Annotated in this window: 20 protein-coding genes; 10 read left to right on the forward strand and 10 right to left on the reverse strand. The window is 38.1% G+C overall.

The features are described from left to right. Positions 1 to 77: 77 nt before the first annotated feature. Together tnpB (DBR39_RS24610) and tnpA are read right to left on the reverse strand one after the other, a co-directional pair. Positions 78 to 431, reverse strand: coding sequence for an IS66 family insertion sequence element accessory protein TnpB (gene tnpB, locus DBR39_RS24610; protein ID WP_123865847.1), 354 nt, complete (start codon positions 429 to 431; stop codon positions 78 to 80). A 3-nt stretch (positions 432 to 434) separates the two neighbouring features. Beyond that, entirely contained in the window at positions 435 to 671 is a 237-nt protein-coding gene (tnpA, locus tag DBR39_RS24615; protein ID WP_410494263.1) for an IS66 family insertion sequence element accessory protein TnpA, read from the reverse strand. Between the two features lie 288 nt (positions 672 to 959). On the opposite strand from tnpA, the gene DBR39_RS18245 reads away from it, so the two are divergent. Together DBR39_RS18245 and DBR39_RS18250 are read left to right on the forward strand one after the other, a co-directional pair. After that, positions 960 to 1,586, forward strand: coding sequence for a putative quinol monooxygenase (locus DBR39_RS18245; protein WP_124535528.1), 627 nt, complete (start codon positions 960 to 962; stop codon positions 1,584 to 1,586). A gap of 76 nt (positions 1,587 to 1,662) precedes the next feature. Then, complete coding sequence (locus DBR39_RS18250; RefSeq protein WP_123865845.1) at positions 1,663 to 2,526, forward strand: helix-turn-helix domain-containing protein; 864 nt, start codon at positions 1,663 to 1,665, stop codon at positions 2,524 to 2,526. 4 nt (positions 2,527 to 2,530) lie between these two features. Here DBR39_RS18250 and DBR39_RS24620 read toward each other — a convergent pair whose 3' ends face one another. The 4 genes from DBR39_RS24620 to DBR39_RS18275 form a co-directional block, all read right to left on the reverse strand. Next, positions 2,531 to 2,842 carry an IS110 family transposase gene (locus DBR39_RS24620; RefSeq protein ID WP_124535531.1) on the reverse strand — a complete coding sequence of 104 codons (312 nt, stop codon included), beginning with the start codon at positions 2,840 to 2,842 and terminating at the stop codon, positions 2,531 to 2,533. Then, a complete protein-coding gene (gene tnpB / locus DBR39_RS18260) occupies positions 2,800 to 3,102 on the reverse strand; it encodes an IS66 family insertion sequence element accessory protein TnpB (RefSeq protein ID WP_124535533.1) in 303 nt (100 codons plus the stop codon). Before tnpB (DBR39_RS18260) ends, DBR39_RS24620 begins: the two co-directional genes overlap by 43 nt. Before the next feature lie 313 nt (positions 3,103 to 3,415). Further along, the gene (locus DBR39_RS18270) at positions 3,416 to 3,700 is read right to left on the reverse strand and encodes a DUF6602 domain-containing protein (protein ID WP_123865842.1); all 285 of its coding nucleotides are present in this window, start codon (positions 3,698 to 3,700) and stop codon (positions 3,416 to 3,418) included. 624 nt (positions 3,701 to 4,324) lie between these two features. Further along, on the reverse strand, positions 4,325 to 4,927 hold the full coding sequence (locus DBR39_RS18275; RefSeq protein WP_228447866.1) for a Crp/Fnr family transcriptional regulator: 603 nt from the start codon (positions 4,925 to 4,927) through the stop codon (positions 4,325 to 4,327). A 482-nt stretch (positions 4,928 to 5,409) separates the two neighbouring features. Here DBR39_RS18275 and DBR39_RS18280 point away from each other — a divergent pair, with 482 nt between their 5' ends. From DBR39_RS18280 to DBR39_RS18305, 6 genes are all read left to right on the forward strand, one after another. Continuing rightward, positions 5,410 to 6,252, forward strand: a complete 843-nt coding sequence (locus DBR39_RS18280; protein ID WP_123865840.1) for an RteC domain-containing protein — start codon at positions 5,410 to 5,412, stop codon at positions 6,250 to 6,252. A gap of 239 nt (positions 6,253 to 6,491) precedes the next feature. Then, complete coding sequence (locus DBR39_RS18285) at positions 6,492 to 6,791, forward strand: helix-turn-helix domain-containing protein (RefSeq protein WP_061084772.1); 300 nt, start codon at positions 6,492 to 6,494, stop codon at positions 6,789 to 6,791. Between the two features lie 71 nt (positions 6,792 to 6,862). Next, entirely contained in the window at positions 6,863 to 8,248 is a 1,386-nt protein-coding gene (locus tag DBR39_RS18290; protein ID WP_123865839.1) for a DUF4099 domain-containing protein, read from the forward strand. A gap of 5 nt (positions 8,249 to 8,253) precedes the next feature. After that, on the forward strand, positions 8,254 to 10,338 hold the full coding sequence (locus tag DBR39_RS18295; protein WP_124535537.1) for a type IA DNA topoisomerase: 2,085 nt from the start codon (positions 8,254 to 8,256) through the stop codon (positions 10,336 to 10,338). 176 nt (positions 10,339 to 10,514) lie between these two features. Then, positions 10,515 to 10,952 carry a DUF1896 domain-containing protein gene (locus tag DBR39_RS18300; RefSeq protein WP_123865838.1) on the forward strand — a complete coding sequence of 146 codons (438 nt, stop codon included), beginning with the start codon at positions 10,515 to 10,517 and terminating at the stop codon, positions 10,950 to 10,952. Then, a complete protein-coding gene (locus DBR39_RS18305) occupies positions 10,939 to 16,281 on the forward strand; it encodes an N-6 DNA methylase (RefSeq protein WP_124535539.1) in 5,343 nt (1,780 codons plus the stop codon). The genes DBR39_RS18300 and DBR39_RS18305 overlap by 14 nt, the downstream gene beginning before the upstream one ends. Positions 16,282 to 16,331: 50 nt before the next feature. On the opposite strand, the gene DBR39_RS18310 is transcribed toward DBR39_RS18305, so the two are convergent. Both DBR39_RS18310 and mobC read right to left on the reverse strand, forming a co-directional pair. Beyond that, positions 16,332 to 17,033 (reverse strand): hypothetical protein, encoded by a 702-nt coding sequence (locus DBR39_RS18310; RefSeq protein ID WP_123865836.1) that lies wholly within the window; start codon positions 17,031 to 17,033, stop codon positions 16,332 to 16,334. Between the two features lie 279 nt (positions 17,034 to 17,312). After that, complete coding sequence (gene mobC / locus DBR39_RS18315; protein ID WP_027374796.1) at positions 17,313 to 19,292, reverse strand: conjugal transfer protein MobC; 1,980 nt, start codon at positions 19,290 to 19,292, stop codon at positions 17,313 to 17,315. Positions 19,293 to 19,473: 181 nt separating this feature from the next. Here mobC and DBR39_RS18320 point away from each other — a divergent pair, with 181 nt between their 5' ends. Then, positions 19,474 to 19,728 carry a hypothetical protein gene (locus DBR39_RS18320; RefSeq protein ID WP_027374797.1) on the forward strand — a complete coding sequence of 85 codons (255 nt, stop codon included), beginning with the start codon at positions 19,474 to 19,476 and terminating at the stop codon, positions 19,726 to 19,728. Positions 19,729 to 19,927: 199 nt separating this feature from the next. Beyond that, positions 19,928 to 20,614, forward strand: coding sequence for a hypothetical protein (locus DBR39_RS18325; protein WP_027374798.1), 687 nt, complete (start codon positions 19,928 to 19,930; stop codon positions 20,612 to 20,614). Positions 20,615 to 20,797: 183 nt separating this feature from the next. On the opposite strand, the gene mobB is transcribed toward DBR39_RS18325, so the two are convergent. After that, positions 20,798 to 22,069 carry a conjugal transfer protein MobB gene (gene mobB, locus DBR39_RS18330; protein ID WP_027374799.1) on the reverse strand — a complete coding sequence of 424 codons (1,272 nt, stop codon included), beginning with the start codon at positions 22,067 to 22,069 and terminating at the stop codon, positions 20,798 to 20,800. Next, complete coding sequence (gene mobA, locus DBR39_RS18335; RefSeq protein WP_027374800.1) at positions 22,066 to 22,494, reverse strand: conjugal transfer protein MobA; 429 nt, start codon at positions 22,492 to 22,494, stop codon at positions 22,066 to 22,068. The genes mobB and mobA overlap by 4 nt, the downstream gene beginning before the upstream one ends. Positions 22,495 to 22,653: the final 159 nt, after the last annotated feature.

Here is a 22,653-nt window from a genome sequence, read left to right on the forward strand (position 1 = left end):
AAAACCCAATGCGCAAGGGGGACTGTATTATAGTTAATTTATAGACGAAAGATACGGATTTTTCTGCACTCCTGCAATCAAAAAGACTGTTTCCCGGGCAAAGAATAACGTTTTTTCTGTATGCTTTTCACAACCGGGACGCCCTCTACGAGCAACACCAGATCGCTCCACGACAGCTCACCTTTTTTAAGTGCAGATGTACCAAAAGTACACTGTTCCAACCGTTTGTAATAGAGTACAAAGCCTCCGCGTTCGCAGTGCAGCAGTTTGGTATGCGTACGGCTACGGTTCAGGAACACGAACACCTCGCCACTGGTCGGCTGGCGTTGCATCACCGAAACAACCAAGCCGCAAAGCCCATCGAATGATTTTCGCATATCGCAATGGCCCTCGTAAAGATAGAAACGGTGCGAGGAACCTAAAGAGAACATCGGCTACAGGCGGATTAGTTGAGCGATTAAAGCCAGATTAGCCTCTACGCGAAGACGAACGCCTGTGGGGTAGATAATCTCTATCTGTTCCCCTTTCACAGCTGATCCGGAGGGCATCTCAATAAAACCTCTGTTACCGGCTTCCTGTTCCTTGGACTTGGCGACCCAGTAACCCAAGGTCGCAACGTTGATCCCGTACAATAAGCCAAATGCCTTTTGGTCAATCCGCTCGCTTTCCAATCCTCAACCAGCGAAAGCATCCTCTCTCTTTTTTCTTCTGTGCTCATGACACAAAGATCCGCCTCGTATTCAGAATAAGCAATATGCACTTGGTCCGGCGGATACTGGAAAATTGTCCATGCTTAAGTCTCTTATCTCCATTCCAAGGCCCCTTATTTAGTTCCATATTTGCAGTGTAACAAAAATAAGTCAAAAATGAAATGCAAAAGTTTAATCAAATTAAGTAGCCTAGTTCTAATTCTAGGGATAACAATTCAAGCATTTTCTCAATCTAAAAAAAGTAATATTATGGACAATACAAAAAATGAAAAAATCGGATTATTAGTAATCATGAAAGCGAAAGAAGGTAAGGAGCAAGAAGTGAAAGAGTTTCTTCTAGGTGGTTTATCATTGGTAAATGCAGAGCCAAAAACTGAATCTTGGTTTGCATTTCAAATAGATGAACAAACTTTCGGAATTTATGACACATTTGAAGCTGAAGAAGGCAGACAGGCACACTTAAAAGGAGAAGTGGCAAAAGCCTTATTGGCCAATGCAGGAGATCTTTTAGAAGGTTTTGATGCTAGCAGAGACATTAAGGCCGTTGATGTTCAAGCAAGTAATCATAAAGTGGGTAATCAGAATAAGGGATTGTTGGTGATTATGAAAGCCAAAGAAGGAAAGACATCTGCAGTGGAGGATTTCTTACAAGCGGGCAAGTCATTGGTAAGTTCTGAGCCTGCAACTTTATCATGGTATGCTTTTAAAATTAATGAAGAAACATATGCCATTTTCGATACGTTTGCAGATGACGCTGGCAGAGATGCTCATTTGACAGGGAAAGTAGCAGCAGCGTTGATGGAGAATGCGCCTGTAATTTTGGAAGGCTTTGATGCTTCAGCAATTCAGAAAATTAACATTCTAGCTTCAAAATAAATATTTGATTTAAGAAAGGAGTGCTTTTGGTACTCCTTTTTTTTTAAATTTGAATGAGCTAAAAAATAAAATTAGTATGGCCCAAATAATTATAGACAAACAAAACGGGGAACTTGCGTTTAGATTAGAAGAGTTGAACGACCTAAGCCAGTTTGATCATTTACAAAGAAGAAATTATTATTCTATCGTTTTGTTATGTGGAATTAGCTATGAACTAAGCGTTGATTTTCAAAGCTTTGAATTGCAAGGAAATCAAATGATTTGTTTGGCTCCGTATCAACCTTTCATGATACGTTCTGAAGAAAAGTGCCAGGGTTATTTATTGAATTTTCATCCCGATTTTTTTTGTACATATAGACATCAAAACGAAATAGAGACAGAGGGATTCCTTTTTAATAATTTCCATGGTTTACCCTATTTTACTGTAGACGAACAAAGCCTATTTCTTAATTTGATTGATCAAATTTCGAAAGAGATGGACAAAGAATCAATCGCTCAACATGAAGTTCTTGTGGCATTTTTAAAAGTGTTTTTAATAGAAGCGGTCAGAAATAAGAAACAATTTGATCAACAATTAACTCCCAGATTGTCAGATTCAAAAATAGAAATTTTACAAAATTTAGTCGATGCAATTGAGAGTAATTATTGCAAATTCCATTCTCCCCAAGAATACGCAGATGAACTATGTGTAAGTCCTAAAACTTTAGCAAGTATCGTCAAGAAATATCTCAATCAAACGACTTCATCCTTAATTTCAAATAGAATCATTATTGAGGCGAAACGACAACTTTATCTAACTTCTAAACCAGTGAAACAAGTTGCTGCTTTTTTAGGTTTTGACGATGAATTCTATTTCAGTCGTTTTTTTAAAAAGAAGGTAGGAGTATCGCCTGATATTTATCGTAAGACAGTTGGTTTTGCTAAACTAGAGTCAAATTAATTGCTCAACTGATCCGCCTGTAGCCGATGTTGTGCCTGTTTGTAATGATGTACTCTGCAATGCGATAGGCGTCTTTGGCGTCGCTTTCATCTCTTTGGATACCTATAGGCCTCTTGATTTCCAATGGGTTGAGCAGATAAAAAGTGTATCCTTGCTCACTAAGCAACTTAACAAGACAGGTACCATAATGCCCGGTATGTTCTAATGCAAATAGGCTATCTCTTGATATTGAAAGCTCACTTAACCACTTTTTTATCGCCTTTTCATGGCTTTCTATCTGTATCCGCCCTCTACGAGCAACAGCAGATCGCTCCACGACAGCTCACCTTTTTTAAGTGCAGATGTACCAAAAGTACCCTGTTCCAACCGTTTGTAATAGAGTACAAAGCCTCCGCGTTCCCAGTGCAGCAGTTTGATATGCGTACGGCTACGGTTCAGGAACACGAACACCTCGCCACTGGTCGGCTGGCGTTGCATCACCGAAACAACCAAGCCACAAAGCCCATCGAATGATTTTCTCATATCGCAATGGCCCTCGTAAAGATAGAAACGGTGAGAAGATCCTAATGAAAACATGGTACTACAATCGGATAAGCTGCGATATCAGAGAAAGATCGCGCGGTACTTTCAGCCTCACCCCTGTAGGGTAGATAATCTCTCTTTGTTCCCCTTTCACAGCTGATCCGGAGGGCATCTCAATAAAACCTCTGCTACCGGTTTCTTGTTCCTTGGACTTGGCGACCCCGTAACCCAAGGTCGCAACGTTGATCCCGTACAATAGGCCAAATGCTTTGGGTCAATCCGCTCGCTTTCCAATCCTCAACCAGCGAAAGCATCCTCTCTCTTTTTTCTGCTGTGCTCATGACACAAAGATGGCCCCGTATTCAGACTAAGCAATATGCACTTGGTCGGGCGGATACAAATTTTCAGCATTTGGTACTCCAGGCGAAATGATGTAACCGGCTGTAACACCATACCGCTTTGGTAAAAATTTGGTGAGCCATTTGCGGAATGCTGATTCTGCTACGTTACCGTGACCTGTATTTACCTGCCGTTTATTGGAATGCTCCTTTGCATTATCATATGCGGAAAGCATTTCATCCCTTGCTATAAGAAATTGTTTCCAACCTTGATTAGGAATTTGGCTTTTTAGTGGAGAATTATCATGTGCCATTTCTAAATATTATGCTATCTAAATTACAAATTTTGTTTCTTGAATTTGAAAAATCTTGTGTACCTCTTGTATGGCATGTTTTTAATTCTTGGTAGTATATAAGGAATTTATAGAGTTGGCAAAGGACCAACTCTATATTTTGTTTTATCTTCAAAAATTGTGGATCATATTTCAATTGTTTATCCATATATTTTTAAATTTTTGCAAATTGCTTATTAGGTTCGGGTGTAGTTGAGATTAACAGATTTGTGGGGCATTACTGTTTTGAATTTTCTCCTCTACGGGGATTGAGCAACTAAGGTGGTGGTCGTTTACGTCTTTTTTTCATCTTCTTTAATTTTAGTTTAAGATTTTGGTTTGGGTAAGTGAACAGGTATAACGTATTTCTCGCATCTCACAAGTTAGCTGTCCAACTTTCATGTTACTAATTTGATAAATAGTTTTAAGTGAATTCGTTAGAATAAATATTTGGAGGATAAAAAATAATATCCGTTCTGTTTTTAGAAATAATTGCTATACTACAAAAGTCACAAACTAGATCGGCCTGTGATAGTTAACCTAACCTATCTTTTCCTAGAGTGTACTAAAAAAAATTTAGCGAACAAAATTAATGTTCTAAATATGTTAAAGTACCGTTTTTGAACGAATTCTGCTTAATGTAGACTGCGTTATTCCGAGGTACGAAGAAATCATACCTAAAGGGACGCGGGCAACGATATTCGGGTATTTTCTTATTAAATGCTGATAGCGTTCTGTTGCACTAAAAACACGTAATTCATTGGCCTTCTCTTCTGCTTTTATATAATAGGTCTCAGTAAGAATTCTTCCGATATAATTGAATTCGGGAAACTGCTGATAGAGCTGCATCAGCTTCTCATGGCTAAGTACAAGAAAACTTGTTTCTTCTATAGCTTCCAAAACTTCAAAAGATCGTTTCTGACTGAAAAAGCTATATACAGAAATTGCTAGATCCCCTTCAAAGAGTAGCCAAGACGTCATATCCTTTCCAAAACTGTCAAGGTAGTAGGAGCGTACTAAACCTTTGACAACAAAGAAAAGTGACTTCTGGATTTCATCGATATTAAGTAGAATATGCTTCTTGTTTACTTTTTGCAAATATGTATTTAAGAATAAAGCGTCTCGGAGTTCTGGCGACATGGAATGAATACTATCAAGAAACTTTAAAAGAGTTTCTTTTGCTGAATTTTCTTCCAATGTACTTACCATATTTTTCATTTACACTTTGTAGAAGTTGGATTGGTGGTTATTAATGATAAAGGTAATTTACGATTAAAATTTCAATTAAACCTGATTTTTTTTTGCTTTTTGTCAAAAAAAATGGTGAGAAATAGTATTTAATTTGTTATTATGAAAACCACACTGCAATTTTTGACCTATGAAAAAGATCTGTTAGAAAAAGTACACTGTATTTCTAGAATTAATACAAATACGCTATATGTATTTCTTTATAGTATTATTATTTTTTATTGTAATACCTAAAACTTATCTGCCAAATTAAGCAACTTCTGTTATGTACTCAAATCTTAGTTAGATGCGAGCGGATAATAATTAACTTACTGCGAATAATTAAACCCCTTCATAATCAATGATTAAGAAATAAATTATAGTGTATATTTATTTTTGTTTTATCTCAACACAGCGGGATATATTTTAAAGTGTGGGGCATAATCACTTTAAAAAACAATCATATGAAACAGGCATATAAAAACATTTTATTAACTATTGAAAAGGAAGAGATAAATATATCAAGGAGCACAAAAAGTGCAATTGATGAAGCTTTTCACATGGTTTCATTTCTTGATAAAACTCTATCTGAATTAAAAGCACAAATCAATCAGATAGGTTTTGAAAGTATTTTGGACGAAATTACTTTCTTTAAAAGAGTAAAGCCCGAAATTCTGGGCAGGCTTATGTTTTACAATAAGGTAGTAAAAATTGAAGCATATAGCCCTTTAAATTCGGAATTGACCGAAGCTTACTATACGGAGCAGCTTAAGTTACTCAACAAGGAATATAAAAAAAATATAGCTTCTTCGGATTTCTACAGTTATTACCGTACCGGTAGGTCAGACAAAGATGAGTTCTATTATAGACTAGGAAATATAAACTACTTTGATGGAGTAGATAGCTTCTTCTTTGAGGTTGACAGGGATTTCTCGACTTACTACGATTATAAGGTCGCGCAGATCAAGGCTTACGATCTTTATCATTCTTACCTTTCGGGAAAATTTGGCAGAGTTGAACCTACAAATAACGATGATTTCGATATCAGTGAAGATGCCGAATTTTCTTGGACTGATTCAAAGAATGCTCTTATTGAGCTTATTTATGCGCTTCACATTTCAAGAAGTGTTTCAAATGGCCGTGTTGGAATTCGAAAGATCAGCCAGCTTTTTGAGGATATATTCGAGGTAAGTCTCGGTGACATTCATCATGCGTTTTACCAGATGAAATTTAGAGCAGGTCAAAGAGCTCGCTTTTTACATTCGCTAAAGTACAATCTTGAACAATATATGGACAATGATTTATAGATTGAAAGAGAATTAATATATAAAAAGGGTAATCCAACGGGTTATCCTTCTTTTTTTTACCCATACCTAGTCATATCTTACCCATGTAGATGTTTCTAATCCACTCTCCCAGGGAACAGTCACACAAAGAAAGCCTGCAAAAAAAACTATTTCTGACTAGCATATGGGTATGTGCACTGTTAGATTTTGCCGGAAAAACAAGGCCAATTTTGGCTCTGTAAACCAAACAGCATAAGGCTATGAATATTGACAGAGTTGAATTTTTGAATTGGATGGAACGAATCATGAAAAGATTCGACGTCCTTGCCGGTGATATCGAAAATAGAGAGAAAAAAAGGCTCAGCATCGACGGCGAAGAATTATTGGACAACCAGGACGTTCTGCAAATGTTAAAGATAACCTACCGTTGTCTGCAACGCTATCGTACCATTGGTAAGATCAAATACTTTACAATAAGCGGAAAAGTTTTCTACAAGAGTTCTGACGTCCACCAGTTTATCCGTGACAGTTACCATGGCGGAAAGTTTACGCCTATGTAGGAAAGTAAAAGAGAGCGGAATTCCTTCTTAGAATCCTTCCAATAATTTCAATCACTTAAAGACTTTCTATTATGAACGAACAAACTATTTCTAAAGAAAACCAGCCGCAGCAAGTACTTGAATCTCTTTCCGATATTCTTTTAGTACTTGATAAAAAAAAGAATCGTATCGAGGCGGTAAAGGGTGTGGATGAGGATGGGAATCTGCAAACCTCTACACCTAAGAAGTCAAATCTTCTGGATTTTATGCGTGTGGATAAGGGGGACGCTATAAGCAATTTTTTTTCGAACTTCTGGCGCCGGCTCAATGATCCATTATCATTCCGGTTTTTCAGGTCACCTGAAATTAATCTGGATGAAGTTGCTAAGAAGCTACAGAAAGCCATTGACAATCCCACTCCCGAGGGTAATAAGCTTCTTGATGCGCTTGAAATCAAATATGACAATAAGTTAAATAATAAAAATATGGAAACAAATCAAACATCGGAGGGCACAGCACCTACAACAGAGAGTAGACCTCAAAAGTACAATGCCCAGGAGATCGACTGGACATCACTTGAAAAACTGAATTTAAATCGTGAACTGCTTGAAAAAAACGGACAACTTGAGAAACTGCTGAAAGGATATAAATCTGATGGGATTTACCGAATTGAAGGGAATTTTGATGGTGTTGTGATGAAAGGAGATGCACGTCTCTCATTACGTAAAGTACAGGACAAAGTTGTCGTGATGGCTCATGGAGTCCGAGTGGAACCAGATCTTAAAAATCAGTTTTATGGCCATTCTTTTACAGCTGAAGATCGGGATAATTTAAAGAAAACAGGAAACATGGGGCGCGTTGCGGAACTTACAAATTATTCCGACGGCTCGAAGGTGAAGGCTCTCATCAGTATTGACAAATTAACCAATGAGGTTGTGTCCTTTCCAGTAGATCTGATCAAGATCAGTGAAAAATTTGGTGGTGTGAAACTCAGTCCGGAGCAAAAAACTGAACTGCTGGAGGGTAAACAGGTCCTTGTGGAAGGTATGGTAAACTCGAAAACGGGAGAAGTCTTCAATCAGCATCTACAATATAACGCCGACGCGAAAAAACTTGTTTTTGTCGGACAGGGGGAGAGCCAACAGCAGGCGCAGGTTGAGGGCATCCCTGATGAATTTAGAGGTAAAGTTTTGGATGAAAAGGAAAAGAAGCTTTTGCAGGATGGTGAAGTGATCCATGTGAAAGATATTGTCAATAAAGAAGGCACAAAACTTTACTCGGGCTATGTCTGGCAAAATAAAGAGAGCGGAAGATTAGAATTCGATTTTGATCATCCCAATCAGGAGAAATCTCAAAAACAGACAGAGATACAGAAACAGGGGCAGGGGCAAGAAAAAGAGGGGACTTCTACGAATAAAAATGCGGTTCAGAACGGTACTGTGAAGAAGGAAAATACCAGAAAACAAAAAATGAATTGATCTTGATGAAAGCAATTATTGCGGAAAAGCCCTCAGTAGCTTATGAGCTTGCACGTATTGTAGGTGCAACAGATAAAAAAGACGGATATTGTGAAGGCGGAGGTTTTCTGGTAACCTGGGCGCTGGGACATCTGGTAGGTCTTGCTATGCCGGAAGATTATGGGATTAAGGGATTCAATAGGGAGTCCCTTCCCATTATTCCATCAAGATTCAAATTAATAGGAAGAAAAATAAAGTCGGGTAAAGGCCTTATTGATGATGAGGGATCAAAACGGCAGCTTGCAGTAGTTGAGTCTGTATTTAAGCGGTGCGAAAGTATAATCGTGGCGACTGATGCAGGGCGTGAGGGCGAAGTTATCTTCCGGTTTATCTATCAATACCTCGGCTGCACAAAGCCCTTTGAACGGCTTTGGATTAACAGCCTTACCGAAAAGGCGATCATCGATGGATTCAAAAATCTCTTGCCGGGAAGCGATTTCAATGGTCTTTATCTGGCCGGTAAGCAGCGGTCTGAATGCGATTGGCTTGTTGGAATAAATGCTACGCAGGCGCTGACCGTTGCCTTAGGTGATGGACTTTTTTCTCTTGGAAGGGTACAGACGCCCACTCTTGCACTAATTTGTCAGCGTTTTCTAGCGTGTGAATCATTTGAGGTTAAAAACTATTTTCAGCTTGAACTTTCTTCTATAAAAGAAGGTACTCGTATTAAGAGTCTTTCGACAGATAAGTTTGAAGATAGAGAAAAAGCTGAATCAGTAAGGAGGACCTTGGAACGTGTCGGAGTGGCAGAAGTAAAACAGGTAGAACAGAAAGCTGGCACAAGTCAAGCGCCACTGCTATTTGATCTGACAGGACTGCAGAAAGAGGCGAATAATAAGCTCGGTTATTCTGCTCAGCGAACCCTGGAAATTGCCCAGCAGCTTTACGAAAAGAAATTTATAACCTATCCTAGAACGGGATCCAAATATATTCCCGAAGATGTCTGGCCCGAAATACCTGCACTGATTCTAGCCTTAGGTTCACGATCTTCCTGCAAAGATTCTCTTGCCAATATCAAGTGGGAACGCTACAACAGACACATTGTAAATGATGTTAAAGTCACAGACCATCATGGTATCCTGATTACGGAAAATATTCCGACCCGATTGAACGCTGATGAGGATGCTCTCTATGATATGATCGCCAGGCGCGTGCTTGAAGCTGTTTCGCCTACATGCCATAAAGAAATCACAGATGTGAAATTTGGTATTCTCCATTATGATTTCAATTTGAAGGTTGTCAAAATTGTTTCTGCAGGATGGAAAGTTGTTAACGGTGATTTTGATGAGGAAGGTGATGATCTGGTTACTGATTTTCCCTATCTGCAAGTAGGAATACAGGTTAAAATAGACAGTTTAGAGGTACTTTCAAAGAAGACCAAGCCTCCAACACTATACACGGACGCCGATTTGCTTCTTAAGATGGAAAATATTGGCGCTACGGTAGAAAATGAACAGGAGCGCAAGATGCTCAAAGGCTTAGGTATTGGAACGCCGGCAACAAGGGCTGCCGTGATTGAAACCTTAATTGACCGCGGGTACGTCAGAAGAGAAAGCAAGGCTATTGTCCCTACAGATAAGGGAATGCTTGTTTACGAAATTGTAGCCGATAAGAAAATTGCTGACGCGGCAATGACTGCGCAGTGGGAAATTGCATTTGAGAAAATCGAAAATGGAGAACTGGATGCTGGGATTTTTCATACTGAGGTAGAGCTGATGGTACAGCAGGTTACCAATGAGCTGCTGAATATTAAAAGAAAATCAGCGAATACCGTTCATCTCAACTGCCCAAAATGCAGCTCCTCAGTAATTCTCGGAGAAAAAATAATCAGATGTACAGATCAGAAATGTGGCTGGAAATTATTCCGGAACATTTGCGGTGTCCAGTTGCAATACAAAGAAATTGAAGCGCTTTTAACAAAACGGCGGACACCTTTAATAAAAAAAATGGTGGGTAGAAATAAGAAACCATTTAGTGCTTATATCTTACTGGACGGATCTGGTTCGACCACTTTTGAATTTGAAGAAAAAAAGAAACATAAATACAAATAGTTCATGATGTGATTTGGTTAGTGAAGCCTGGAGCCTTAAATGGTTCCGGGTTTCTTTTTTTTTATAAGGTTTTAGGAATATCGATGCAAGAATAGGAACGGATAGGACACAATGCCAACAGTGCAGCTCAACCAAGCTAGGTTTACCGCTATAAAACTTATAAAAATTATAGCGATATGAAAAAGCATAACCAGGACTATTCCTATTACAAATTAAAGTTGCAGGATCACATTGATTCAAGTTTTCCAGAAAGATCTGCTGATATAAATTTTATTGAACAGCGCGCCAGGTGGGCAGCAAACGCATACGATGGCGCATTTAGGGCAGGCAATCCTATTAACGAATGTAATGAGATCGCTAACGGTATTCTTTATGAGGGATTGCACTTTTCTAAATTTGATTCTCTGTTTGAGGTGCTGTCCTACGAATTTTCTGATGTTTTTGATGAACTCGATTATCGCGATTTTGCACTGAAGATCCTTCCAAAATGCCAGGAATGCTTTGAGCATTATGAATTGACTGATGATTTCGCCTATACAACTGATTACGATCTGCTGTATACGGAGCTAACAGGTTTTATTGCTATTTGGATTGAGCAAAATGGTATTCGATAAGAAACGCCATTTACGGCAGAACATTGATGCCATCAGAACAAGTTTCAGTATTGAAAAGGAGGGGCGGGAAGCAACTGAGCACGAAAAACTGCTGCTACGTAATTTTGCGGGATTTGGAGGCTTGAAATTTATCTTAAATCCCGTCTCATTACCGGATGACATCAATGGCTGGAAGGCTACTGATCGGCCTTATTTTGCGATGACGCAGGAATTATTTACGCTCATCAGAGAAAATACAGAAGATCAAAGTAAGTATGCCGACTATGTGGCAAAAATTAAGGGTTCTATCCTAGATGCATTTTACACACCGAAAGAGATTACCGGCAGCATAGCAAAGGCAATACTGGAAACGGGATTAGATATTGGTAGCATGCTTGAGCCATCGGCCGGTGTAGGAGCTTTTATTGAACCCTTTAGAGAACTGGATCATGTAAAAATTTGTGCTTATGAACAGGACTTAATAACGGGGGAAATCCTGAAAAATTTGTATGGTTCCCATGTTGATATCAGAATAGACAGCTTTGAGAATATTGGCGAAGGAGATACAGGATATGATCTCGTTATCGGTAATATTCCGTTCGGAACCACTTCAATATTTGATCTAACTTATTCAAGGGGTACAGATAAGGCCCGGAAATTTGCTGCACAGAGCGTCCATAATTATTTCTTTTTAAAAGGTACCGATAAACTGCGCGAAGGAGGGTTGCTAGCATTTATAACTTCGCAGGGTGTTCTGAACAGTCCCTCCAACTATCCGATCCGTGAAGCATTGATGCATGAGCACAATCTCGTGGCTGCGCTACGGTTACCGAATAATCTATTTGAAGAAAGTGGCACATCTGTGGGCACAGATCTCATTGTTCTGCAAAAAAATACACAGCCTCGTTCGTTATCTATGCGTGCAAGGGATTTTATGGGGACCACAGAAAATTGCAACCTCTTATTTTATAATCCAAACCACATTATTGCTACAAGTTCTTTTCAGGATACTGATCAATATGGGAAGCCGACAACGGTGCATGTGCATGATGGTGGAGTTGCTGGAATTGCAAAGGATGTTCATCTAACGCTTTCAGAGGCTTTCCTGCAGTATTTCAACCGCGAGCTTTATGATGAACACAGCATGAAAGAGGTTGTTAATAAATTGACATCAGAACGAATTCTAAATACTCCAGTAAGCGTAAATCCTGATGCTAGTAATTCTGAAATAGTGATCCAACTAAGCCTTTTTTCCGATCAGGTTATTGATGACTTATCGGTTAAAAAGGCAAAGAAAAGTAGAAAAAGCACAAGCCAAAGTAAGGTTACAAATTTTCAGCAGCAGTTGTCCTTTTTTGATGCAGATGAAGTCAATACAAGTCATAATAAACCGCGGCGGGCAAGTAGATCGGATCAGAAAGAAAGTGTGCAAAAAAAGCCTCTATCAACAAACTTAACGAAACCTACAGAGGTCGCATCGTTATTCCATGAACTACCAGATGATTCGGTGTTTAAAAATGAGGTAAGAGCCTTTGACGGTGAAGTGAAGCCGTTTTACCGCGAAGATACTATAATTGTTTCGGGTAGCAGTATCGGGAAACTAAAAATTAACCGTCGTGATGGGACCTATATTTTTCATCCACTTGAATTATCCAAAAAGGATCAGGAGCGAATCCAGAGCTATATCAACCTAAGGGATAGCTACCATTCGCTATATGAAATTGAAGCTAAAAGTAGAGCGGAGGATAAAGAGGGGCGCCAGCTTTTAAATAGGACCTATGATGAGTTTATTGGACGGTATGGAACTTTAAATACAGCCGAAAATATTAGATTCATTAAAATGGACTCTTCCGGAAATGAAGTTCCTTTTCTTGAGCGGGTGGTTGGTGGTGTCATCCATAAGGCAGATATTTTTACACATCCAGTTAGTTTCTCCACGGCAGAAGTTGCTGTAAGCAGCGCTTCAGAAGCTTTGTCGGCTTCACTTAATCAAACGGGCTCCGTAGATCTTGCTTTTATGATTCAGGTGAGCGGCCTTTCCGAAAACGAATTACGGAAAGATCTCCAGGGCCAAATTTTCTTGAATCCGTTATCTGGTGAATTGGAAGTATCTCAGAAATTTCTTGCTGGAAATGTTGTTTTAAAAGCGACGCAACTGAATAATTACCTTGCTAACCATCCAGAGGACATGGAAGCCCGGCAGAGTCTGGAAGCGCTTGAAAAAGTCATTCCTGAACCGATTAAATTTGAGGAACTTGATTTTAACCTGGGGGAGCGGTGGATCGGCACAGAAATTTATAACCGTTTCGCAAGCCATCTCTTTGATACCGATGCACGGATTTACTATTCAGAGAGCAGCGATGATTTTTCTGTAAATGCAAAATCCAGCAATATTAGGATTTCAGAAAAATACGGTATTAAATCTGAGAGCCGGACATTTGATGGTTTGAACCTGCTGCGGCATGCTCTTGTTAATACCACTCCGGATATCACCAAGACTGAGTACTTAGCGGATGGGACTCCCATCAAGGTTAAGGATATGGATGCTATCCAGATAGCCAATGGCAAAATTGATGAGATCCGGCATGAATTTACGGATTGGCTTTATCAGCAGGACGATAATTTTAAAAGGGAACTTACCGGAAGATATAACGAGCTTTTTAATTGTCATGTCAGACCATATTATGATGGTAGCCATCAAACATTTCCAGGGCTTGACCGCAGGGCAGTAGGCATAGAGGATCTGTATCAAAGTCAGAAAGATGCTATTTACATGCTTAAAAGTAATAATGGCGGTATCTGTGATCATGAAGTTGGGGGAGGCAAGACACTTATTATGTGTGCAGGAGCGCAGGAAATGAAAAGGTTGGGGCTAGTTCACAAGCCAATGATCATAGCGCTAAAGGCCAATGTTCACGAAATTGCAGAAACCTATCGAAAAGCTTATCCTTTCGCAAAGATATTATACCCCGGTAAAAAGGACTTCACACCCCAGAAAAGGCTTAAGATTTTTGGCGATATCAAGAACAATGATTGGGACTGCATTATCCTCACACATGACCAGTTTGGTATGATCCCCCAATCAACAGAATTGCAGAAAGAGATACTTCAAGCGGAACTGATGTCTGTGGAGCAAAATCTTGACGCACTGCGCAGTCAGGGGAAAGATGTATCTGGTGCAATGATGAAAGGCGTAGAAATCCGGAAGAAAAACTTAGCTGTGAAGCTTAAAACACTGGAGCATGATATCGAAAATCGAAAGGATGATGTCGTCGACTTTAAAATGATGGGTATTGATCATATTTTTGTTGATGAGAGCCATAAATTCAAAAATCTCATGTTCAATACGCGTCATGAGCGCGTAGCTGGATTGGGAAATGTACAAGGCAGCCAAAAGGCACTCAACCTACTTTTTGCCATCCGTACAATTCAGGAAAGAAATGGGAAAGATCTTGGCGCAACTTTTCTTTCTGGAACCACTATTTCAAATTCACTTACAGAGTTATACTGCCTTTTTAAATTTTTAAGACCAAAAGCGCTGGAAAGACAGGGGATTAATTGTTTTGATGCATGGGCTGCTATTTATGCCCGTAAATCGATAGATTATGAATTCTCTGTTGCCAATAATATCGTTCAGAAGGAGCGGTTCAGACATTTTATAAAAGTGCCCGAACTGTCCCAATTTTACAGTGAAATCACCGATTACCGCACTGCGGCTGATATCGGAATTGATAGGCCCATAAAAAATGAGATACTCTACAATATACCGCCGACCCCGGATCAGGAAGTTTTCATTAAAAAGTTGATGGAGTTTGCAAAGAGTGGCAATGCTGAGTTACTTGGTAGAGCTCCACTAACGCCGACAGAGCAGAAAGCAAAGATGTTGATCGCGACAGATTTTGCAAGGAAAATGTCCCTTGATATGCGGCTTATATCTCCGCGGTACACGGACGATCCAGGAAACAAAGCTTCTGTTTGTGCAGCAAATATTGCAAAATATTATAAAAATTTCAATGCGCAAAAAGGCACTCAATTTGTCTTCTCAGACCTCGGCACTTTTAAACCGGGCGAGTGGAACATATACAGCGAGATTAAGCGGAAACTTGTTGAAGATCATGGGATACCGGCAGAGGAGATCCGCTTTATTCAGGAAGCAAAAACGGAGGATCAGCGTAAAGAACTGATCAAAGCTACCAATGAAGGGAAAATTAGGGTCCTCTTTGGATCGACAGAAATGCTCGGAACGGGGGTAAATGCCCAAAAGAGGGCAGTAGCTGTGCATCATCTGGATATTCCATGGCGGCCTTCGGATCTGGAGCAGAGAGACGGTCGGGCTGTACGAAAAGGCAATGAGATTGCTAAATTTTTTGCTGACAATAAGGTCGATGTTTTTATTTATGCTGTAGAAAAATCATTGGATGCTTATAAATTTAATACACTAGCAAATAAGCAGCGTTTTATCGGACAGTTAAAGAGTAATACCATCGCAGTACGGATACTTGATGAAGGGGGAATGGATGAAGTTTCGGGTATGAATTTTTCCGAGAATGTGGCTTTATTGTCAGGTAATACCGATCTATTGGAAAAAGCGAAAGTCGAAAAGAAAATTTCTGTTCTTGAAAGTGAAAAACATGCTTTCTTACGATCAAAATGGAGTTCTAGTTCAAGATTGGAAAGTCTGCAAGAAGAACTTGAAGGGAGAAAGTCCCGGTTAGCAAGGTTAAATGCAGACTGGGAAAACTATCGAAATCGTGTCCAAAAGTCGCAAGACGGAAAAGTTTTGAACCCGATCGTCTTGGATGGCTTGCGCAAGGATCCAGATGTTAAAGAAATTGGTGCAAAGCTGGCTAAACTTGCAGCGGCTTCAAGGACCGGCGGTGATTACCAAGAGATAGGCTCTTTGTATGGCTTTAGAGTGCTTGTAAAAACGGAAATGACACAGAAAGAGAAAGATGAATCTAGCCCTATTCAAAGAGATAACAGGTTCTTCGTCTGTGGTGAAGGAAATATCAAGTATACGCACAATAATGGTATTATGGCAAGCGATCCCGAGCGGGCAAGCTTAAATTTTATTAGTGCCCTTCAAAAACTTCCTGGACTCATTGACGAAGAGAAAAAGAAGATAAATCAGCTAAAAGCTGACCAGATTGTATTAAATGATATTGTGAATGGCAGTTGGAACAAAGAAAAAGTGCTTGCAGCTCTGAAAACTGAACTCGCTGGTGTGGAAAGAAAAATACAGTCATCATTGGACATAAAAGGAGATAATGATCGAGGTCTAGATGTTAAGGCAGAAATCAAAATAGATATTAAAAATTGCCCTAACTTTAAATTTCGAGGACCAACATAATTATGTAGGTGACTAACCGTACTACTAAGCTAGTATTGAGTGAATAAAAGTTACGATTTCCATCTTCTAGTCATTTTTTCAATTTCCTGCTCAGATAATTCAGGTTTCATCACCTTTAATTGGGTGATGTATTGATCAAATAAATCTTGAGGCGGTTTTCTACCGCAACAGTACTTCATCATTTCCTGTTGGGTTTTATCAAAGTCACTTATTGTATTATTATTTTTTTTAACAATTAATTCCTGTATTTCTATCAAGGTTTCGGCTAACTCTTGGGAGTCAACATAAACCGAAACATGGGCCATTTCATATTTTTTTGATTCATTGAACTCTTTTAATTTTATTTTCAGATCGCTTATCTTACTATAAAATTGATAAATGAGATTTATAACTTTTGAAGGCATATAAAGTAGGTTTTTAGATAAATCCCCATGACATCTTGCTACAGAATCTTCAAATTTTGTCAATGCATTATCAATACAGTTATTGTCTATGCAATTTCCAGACAATGCTACATGCAGTTGTTGAACGTCGAATAAAATCTTGGATAAGGAGCTGTAAACTAACCTCTCTTGTACTTTTAAATCATTGAGATCATTATACTTGAATTCAAGCTCCTTTTCTTTATTTTTTTGTTTTAAATTATAATGATTGGTTAGCCATATTAAAACTATTGGCAATAACACTCCGCTAGAGAGTGAAATTAAAATCTCAGGTTTTTCACTGATCAAATTGAGTAGTTTATCGAGCATTTTATTTTTTGATTAATGATTAGCAATAATTTATTTTTGGCACAAAACTTCGTACTTTTTAATTGGTAAAATTTTGAGTACAGCTATGAAAATTCTAACTCATTACAAAGATAACGACTTAATGCTTCTGCTTTAGATAATTTACGATTGTATTAAATTATATGTATTGCAGATTCAAAACGGAGTGACACAATGAGTATTTTGTCGATTAATAAAATATTGCTCTATCTTAGGCTATTGATTAATATTACTCACTTTATTACATTTTTAATATCGCGTTTATCTTATCAAATGTCTTAATTCAGGGTCATTTTGAATTCGCGAAAGTTCAAGTGCAATAATTTTTGAAATATCTAGTTTGACCTGGCGATAATTTTGATCAATTTCTTTGTCCATCCTATCCTCGCCAGTTTCTGATATAAAAGAACGGATCTCTGGAATAGGCTTATAATTTTTATTTTCTAAGGCTACCTTTTCGGTATCTACTACGATTTGGGCATGAAATATCTTTTGCTCTATTTTCTCACCAAAATTGTCAGCAACTGCTCCTACAAACATTCCCTGGGAAAGAGTAGATATTTTAGACGCTGGAATCAAACTGTCTAATTGTGTTGATATCGATGTACTGGTATCATTTCTGTTGATAGATATCGATTGACGTTTTTGGACAATCTTTCCAAACCTTTCTGAAAGTGTTTTGGCTGTTTCACCCACGACCTGGCCTGAGAATATATTTCCGACGGTATTAAGTATTACTTTTGCTTCCTTGTCACCATAATCCCGGACCAATTGAGAAAAATCCTGAAAACCGAGACATACTGCCACTTTATTGCTTCGGGCCGTTGCAATGAGATTATCTAGTCCGCGGAAGTAAATGGTTGGTAGTTCATCAATAATAACTGAGCTTTTAAGTTTTCCTTTCTTATTGATCATTTTCACAATTCGGGAATTGTATAAACCCAATGCTGCTGAATAAATGTTTTGCCTATCGGGATTGTTTCCTACACATAGGATTTTGGGTTCCTTCGGATTATTTATGTCCAATGAAAAATCATCCCCAGACATAACCCAGTAGAGCTGCGGAGAGATCATTCTTGATAGCGGGATCTTAGCGGAGGCAATTTGGCCTTGTAGTTGATCTTGTGCTCCGCCTTCCCAAGCATCAAGAAAGGGACTAAGGTAGTTTTCGAGCTCAGAATAACTTGTTAGTATTGTAAAAATATCAGCATATTTTTTATTAAGTAGTTCGATTGCGTGCGGAAAAGTACAGTATTTTCCATTATCATAGATTTTCAAAAACCAGATAATCGCGGCCAGTAGGATGATTGGTGACTCGACAAAAAAATCTCCCTGTTTCTGAATCCACGTCTTATTGAGGTTTAGCATGATGGTGTAAGATGCTTCGTACGCATCAGAGATGTCGGTCATGAATTTAGGATTTAAGGGATTGCACCGATGGCTTTTGCGTGGATTATCAAAGTTGATCACATAGAAATTGGGTTTTACATCGTACTTGTCACTGTGTTTCAGGAGATGGTTGTAAGCGATTATTGAAAGATCATCAAATTTGAAATCGTAAATGTACATCGAGAATCCTTTTTCGATATGTTGCTTAATATAGTTGTTGACTATAGCGTAGCTCTTACCACTTCCGGGAGTCCCCAGCACGATAGATGCGCGAAAGACGTTCACCACCGATATCCATCCGTCATTCCATTTTCCACGATAATAAAATTTTGTCGGCAGGTTAACGGAAAACTCATTTTCTAAAAGCTTTGTCTCCTGCATGAAGCTTTCGTTTTCATTATTGAAAGGATCATCCATCAATTTGTTTTTAAGCAGCCTACTCATCCATAGTCCTGCAACCATAAGCAGGATAAAGCCTGCAGATGTAGAAAGGATATACAGAACGCCTGATATTTCAAGAAGTGGGAAATTGAGTAAGTATAGAATTGATCCAGGAAATAGACATGTATTGATATTTTTCCACTTAATTTTTTCGTTTTTCACGCCTTTAGTTCCCAAACAGCTCAGTGCCAATAAGATTAGGGCAAATAGTTTGCTGTATGTTGAATTAGTAAATAAACCAGAGGTTTTTTGGAAATTTTTGAGAATTCGCTCGACAATTTCGAGCGTCCATCCCTGTTCAAAGAAAAAGGAGTAACAGAACCAGTAGAAATTCATTAAAACTAGGAGAATGCTTACAGCTCGCATGAAAGCCATAATTTTTGCGAGGCCTCTTAAATCGTCTTCTTGCATATATGAAAAGTTTCACCATAGATATTAGTCCTGACGAACAATTTTTCTGCTAATGCATAAGATGGTATACATTTGCCTATAATTTCCAATAGCTTTAAAATATTGTAAGATTTAGATTAGCCATTAAGTTTTTTATCTGCGATAAAATTCCTATAATTAGACTGAATTTCGGAAGTGGATTATGTTTGATACTATAGGACAATTTGAAGAGCAATTTAATAAACAGGTATTCAGAATCACCTTTAAAAATCGTGATTTTCAAGTCTTATTATTGAAGAGAGATTTGACTAAGAATATGTCGGAATTTCAGATACTCTTGGATGGACTGGTACAGAGACTAAAAAAGGAAAACGGCAAATGGAATTTTGAACATGGTGAAGATCAGGATTTAGCCGAAGATATCTGGCGTCAGATTGCTCTTAGATATAGATTCTAATTTGGCAGTAGCTCTGAAAGGAAAAATAATACCATAATATTTTGCTATATTTGTTTGGAGCTTTACAGAAGCTTGCCACTTGTCATAGCGAAGCTATTTTAGCACTGTATCTAACTTTATATACCACTTTAACAAATTTCTTGTAAGGGGTTTTGGCTGACAGGTGACATCATTTCTATGCAAGATATATTGTTAAAACATGGAAAAAAAAGTAAATGGGCATACTGCTGATTATATTAAGCGTATCGCAAAATCTATTAAAAAAAATCAGAATATTTCTCATCATGAGGCTTTGGAACTTGCCTCAAAACAAAACGGATTTCATAGCTGGAAACATTTTCAGAATTTATTAAATAAATCTGATGTTCCTTCTTTGGTTTATGAGATGACTGAGATAAAGGAGGCAACCGCAAAGACAAAGAATCCCTATCGGAATCTATTGATAGCAGGATTAAATGAACTTCTAAAACAAAACAAAAATCTTTTGCAGTTTGACAAGAATAAGAAGGAAGATGAAGGGTACATTTTTGTTAATTTGTTTGGATTTCAAAGCGTCGTAATATGGAGAGAGATCAGTTTTGGAGAAATATCGTTAGCAGTTTGGTGGAAATATGATCACTCTAGGCATCCTCAAGCTAATCTTACAGGTAATGCTCGAGAAAACTTTCGAGATACCAGCCCTCTTGCAAGTAAAACAGAATACAAAAAATTTGTTGGCGTAGTAGTTCATGGATGGGTTGAAAGAGCAACAGGTAAATATGTTCAAGGTTCAGGTGGTGATTCCATCATTAGGGACTATGTAAGGAGGGGCGAAAAAGCTGAATTAGAAAAGTTGCCGACTGTACAACCAAATGGCTTCCAAGCCGAAGGTCTGTTCTTTGTGTAATATGTTTTCAATTGCTTGCTATTCCTTTTTATAGAAAAAGTATTTCATAGAGATAATTAGGAAGTCCGAATTTAGGACTTCCTTTTTTTTAGTTTTGTAGAAATATACTGCTTTGAATCTGTTATAGAGTAGGATGCCCAAGGTCGTCCAACATATTTTAAGGATTATTTTTGATGTTGCTGCTTATCTTTTGCGCTTTCTCTTTTTTTTCATGTTAAACTCAAATAGATGTTCTTCTGGATCTTCTGTGATCCCATGAAGTAAAAGCTGATCAAGAAGTCCCCAATCACTAAAAACAGATTCGTTATTTATCATAAAGTCGAATAGTGGATGGAGCGAATAGTTAGCTGATCTTGATTGCTTTGAAGTGTCTTTTTTTTGTGAATCATCTATATATTCTACTACTATAGGACTTTGGCTACTTGAAAACAACGCATTGAATGAATTTGCCGAAAATTCCTTACCGAGATGAGAGCCATTGAATACGTTGCGCGAATTATGATCTATAAAGCTAATTCCGTATAATCGGCCTTGATCATTTCTTCGGACCACTAGATTGATCCCGTGGTCTATTAAATACTCTTTAAAGTCCTTTTCACTTCGGGTTATACTAATGGCTTGCGCAATGATATTTTTGCTTTTTTCTTTAGTTTCTGCAGCAAGTTCTTTACTTTTTATAAAATGTGTTTGAAGTGCTATGAGGCCTGCTTGTTTGCCGAAAAGGGATGCTTTGAAGGGATTGGTCACCTTTTCTCCATTTTTATCCAATGCGAAATACATTAAACCTTCCTTTACATCACCATTATATTCCTTTTTTAGAGGTTCGACGGCGATATTAAATAGTGATAGCAATGCATTATAACTACCAAGGCTTTGAAAATAATAGTATTTGGATAGGTTTCTCACAACAGCCGAAATTTGGCTTTTAATATTACCTTTAGTATGGTCTACTGGTTGGAAAGTAAGACTTTCATTAAAACTTTTCTTTTCGTCGGCACCTGCTAAATTGTATTTTTTTTCAATATTGCGACAGATTTCCATTGATCTTTTCTTCTCAAAAACATCGGATATTTTGATTCCATTTTTGTCCACTGTTGTTGAAACAATATGGATGTGGCTGCGTTCGATATCATTATGCCTGAATACAACATAAGGTTGATCGCTATAGCCCATTTTTCGCATATATTCCTCTGCAATTCTGACATAATTTTCATCTGATATGATATCAATGGGATCAGGATTTAGCGAGATATGGATTGCCGTCTTCTCTGTTTTTATATTTGCAGCTAAATTGGCCATGAATGAGGATAGTAGCTGCGGAGTCGTATAATCTCCGCTGGGAGTTTCGAACATATTGTTGAGGTGTAAAATTGTACCAGCATTTTGATGAACCTTGGAGAGGTTATAATTTAAAGCACCATATATATTTGATCCGCGACCTATTTTTGCAATCATAGTTTATCTTTTTTAGTGAGATATTCAGCTTCAAACTTTTTGCTGAGCAGTAAAACTTCGCGGCAGATTCCGGCCAGATCTCTAGTCTGCTGTTCAAGCTTTCCGAGATAATGAACGGTTTTTTTATCGCTAAAATTAGTGTGCAGGATCTTTACGATCTGATTGTAATTGACTCCAATTGCACGGAACTGTGCAAAAAATTGCGATAATTTAGTGCAATAATCGACAGCCCCTTGATCTACAATAACTGAATTAATCCTTCTTTGAAAAAGTACGGAAACGATAAACTTCGCTCTATTATCTAGTCCCGACTGCTCAAATAGGCTAAGAAATTTTACATTTTCTTTATCCGTAAGCCTAAAAACGTATCTATGAATCGCTTTTTCAAGTTTAGGTTTTCGACCTCCTTTACCATTTGTTTTCATATCCTTTTTTTTCAGAACTTACTATAAAGTCAAGTATTGTTTTATTGGCTAGCTACAGAAGACCTTTATTTTCCTAAAAATTCATACAAAACAGCTAAAACATTTTAAAGGTAAATCCGACTTCGGAGGATTGCCCAGCCCTCGGCAGAGCAAGTAGTT

This window comes from Chryseobacterium sp. KBW03, from assembly GCF_003852415.1.
Classification (GTDB): Bacteria; Bacteroidota; Bacteroidia; order Flavobacteriales; family Weeksellaceae; genus Chryseobacterium; species Chryseobacterium viscerum.

What these genes read in the sequence shown, in the direction of transcription:
- tnpB (WP_123865847.1), bottom strand. Translation starts at nt 431, where the DNA reads ATGTTCTCTTTAGGTTCCTCGCACCGTTTCTATCTTTACGAGGGCCAT.
- DBR39_RS18245 (WP_124535528.1), top strand. Translation starts at nt 960, where the DNA reads ATGGACAATACAAAAAATGAAAAAATCGGATTATTAGTAATCATGAAA.
- DBR39_RS18250 (WP_123865845.1), top strand. Translation starts at nt 1,663, where the DNA reads ATGGCCCAAATAATTATAGACAAACAAAACGGGGAACTTGCGTTTAGA.
- tnpB (WP_124535533.1), bottom strand. Translation starts at nt 3,102, where the DNA reads ATGTTTTCATTAGGATCTTCTCACCGTTTCTATCTTTACGAGGGCCAT.
- DBR39_RS18270 (WP_123865842.1), bottom strand. Translation starts at nt 3,700, where the DNA reads ATGGCACATGATAATTCTCCACTAAAAAGCCAAATTCCTAATCAAGGT.
- DBR39_RS18275 (WP_228447866.1), bottom strand. Translation starts at nt 4,927, where the DNA reads ATGGTAAGTACATTGGAAGAAAATTCAGCAAAAGAAACTCTTTTAAAG.
- DBR39_RS18280 (WP_123865840.1), top strand. Translation starts at nt 5,410, where the DNA reads ATGAAACAGGCATATAAAAACATTTTATTAACTATTGAAAAGGAAGAG.
- DBR39_RS18285 (WP_061084772.1), top strand. Translation starts at nt 6,492, where the DNA reads ATGAATATTGACAGAGTTGAATTTTTGAATTGGATGGAACGAATCATG.
- DBR39_RS18290 (WP_123865839.1), top strand. Translation starts at nt 6,863, where the DNA reads ATGAACGAACAAACTATTTCTAAAGAAAACCAGCCGCAGCAAGTACTT.
- DBR39_RS18295 (WP_124535537.1), top strand. Translation starts at nt 8,254, where the DNA reads ATGAAAGCAATTATTGCGGAAAAGCCCTCAGTAGCTTATGAGCTTGCA.
- DBR39_RS18300 (WP_123865838.1), top strand. Translation starts at nt 10,515, where the DNA reads ATGAAAAAGCATAACCAGGACTATTCCTATTACAAATTAAAGTTGCAG.
- DBR39_RS18305 (WP_124535539.1), top strand. Translation starts at nt 10,939, where the DNA reads ATGGTATTCGATAAGAAACGCCATTTACGGCAGAACATTGATGCCATC.
- DBR39_RS18310 (WP_123865836.1), bottom strand. Translation starts at nt 17,033, where the DNA reads ATGCTCGATAAACTACTCAATTTGATCAGTGAAAAACCTGAGATTTTA.
- mobC (WP_027374796.1), bottom strand. Translation starts at nt 19,292, where the DNA reads ATGCAAGAAGACGATTTAAGAGGCCTCGCAAAAATTATGGCTTTCATG.
- DBR39_RS18320 (WP_027374797.1), top strand. Translation starts at nt 19,474, where the DNA reads ATGTTTGATACTATAGGACAATTTGAAGAGCAATTTAATAAACAGGTA.
- DBR39_RS18325 (WP_027374798.1), top strand. Translation starts at nt 19,928, where the DNA reads ATGGAAAAAAAAGTAAATGGGCATACTGCTGATTATATTAAGCGTATC.
- mobB (WP_027374799.1), bottom strand. Translation starts at nt 22,069, where the DNA reads ATGATTGCAAAAATAGGTCGCGGATCAAATATATATGGTGCTTTAAAT.
- mobA (WP_027374800.1), bottom strand. Translation starts at nt 22,494, where the DNA reads ATGAAAACAAATGGTAAAGGAGGTCGAAAACCTAAACTTGAAAAAGCG.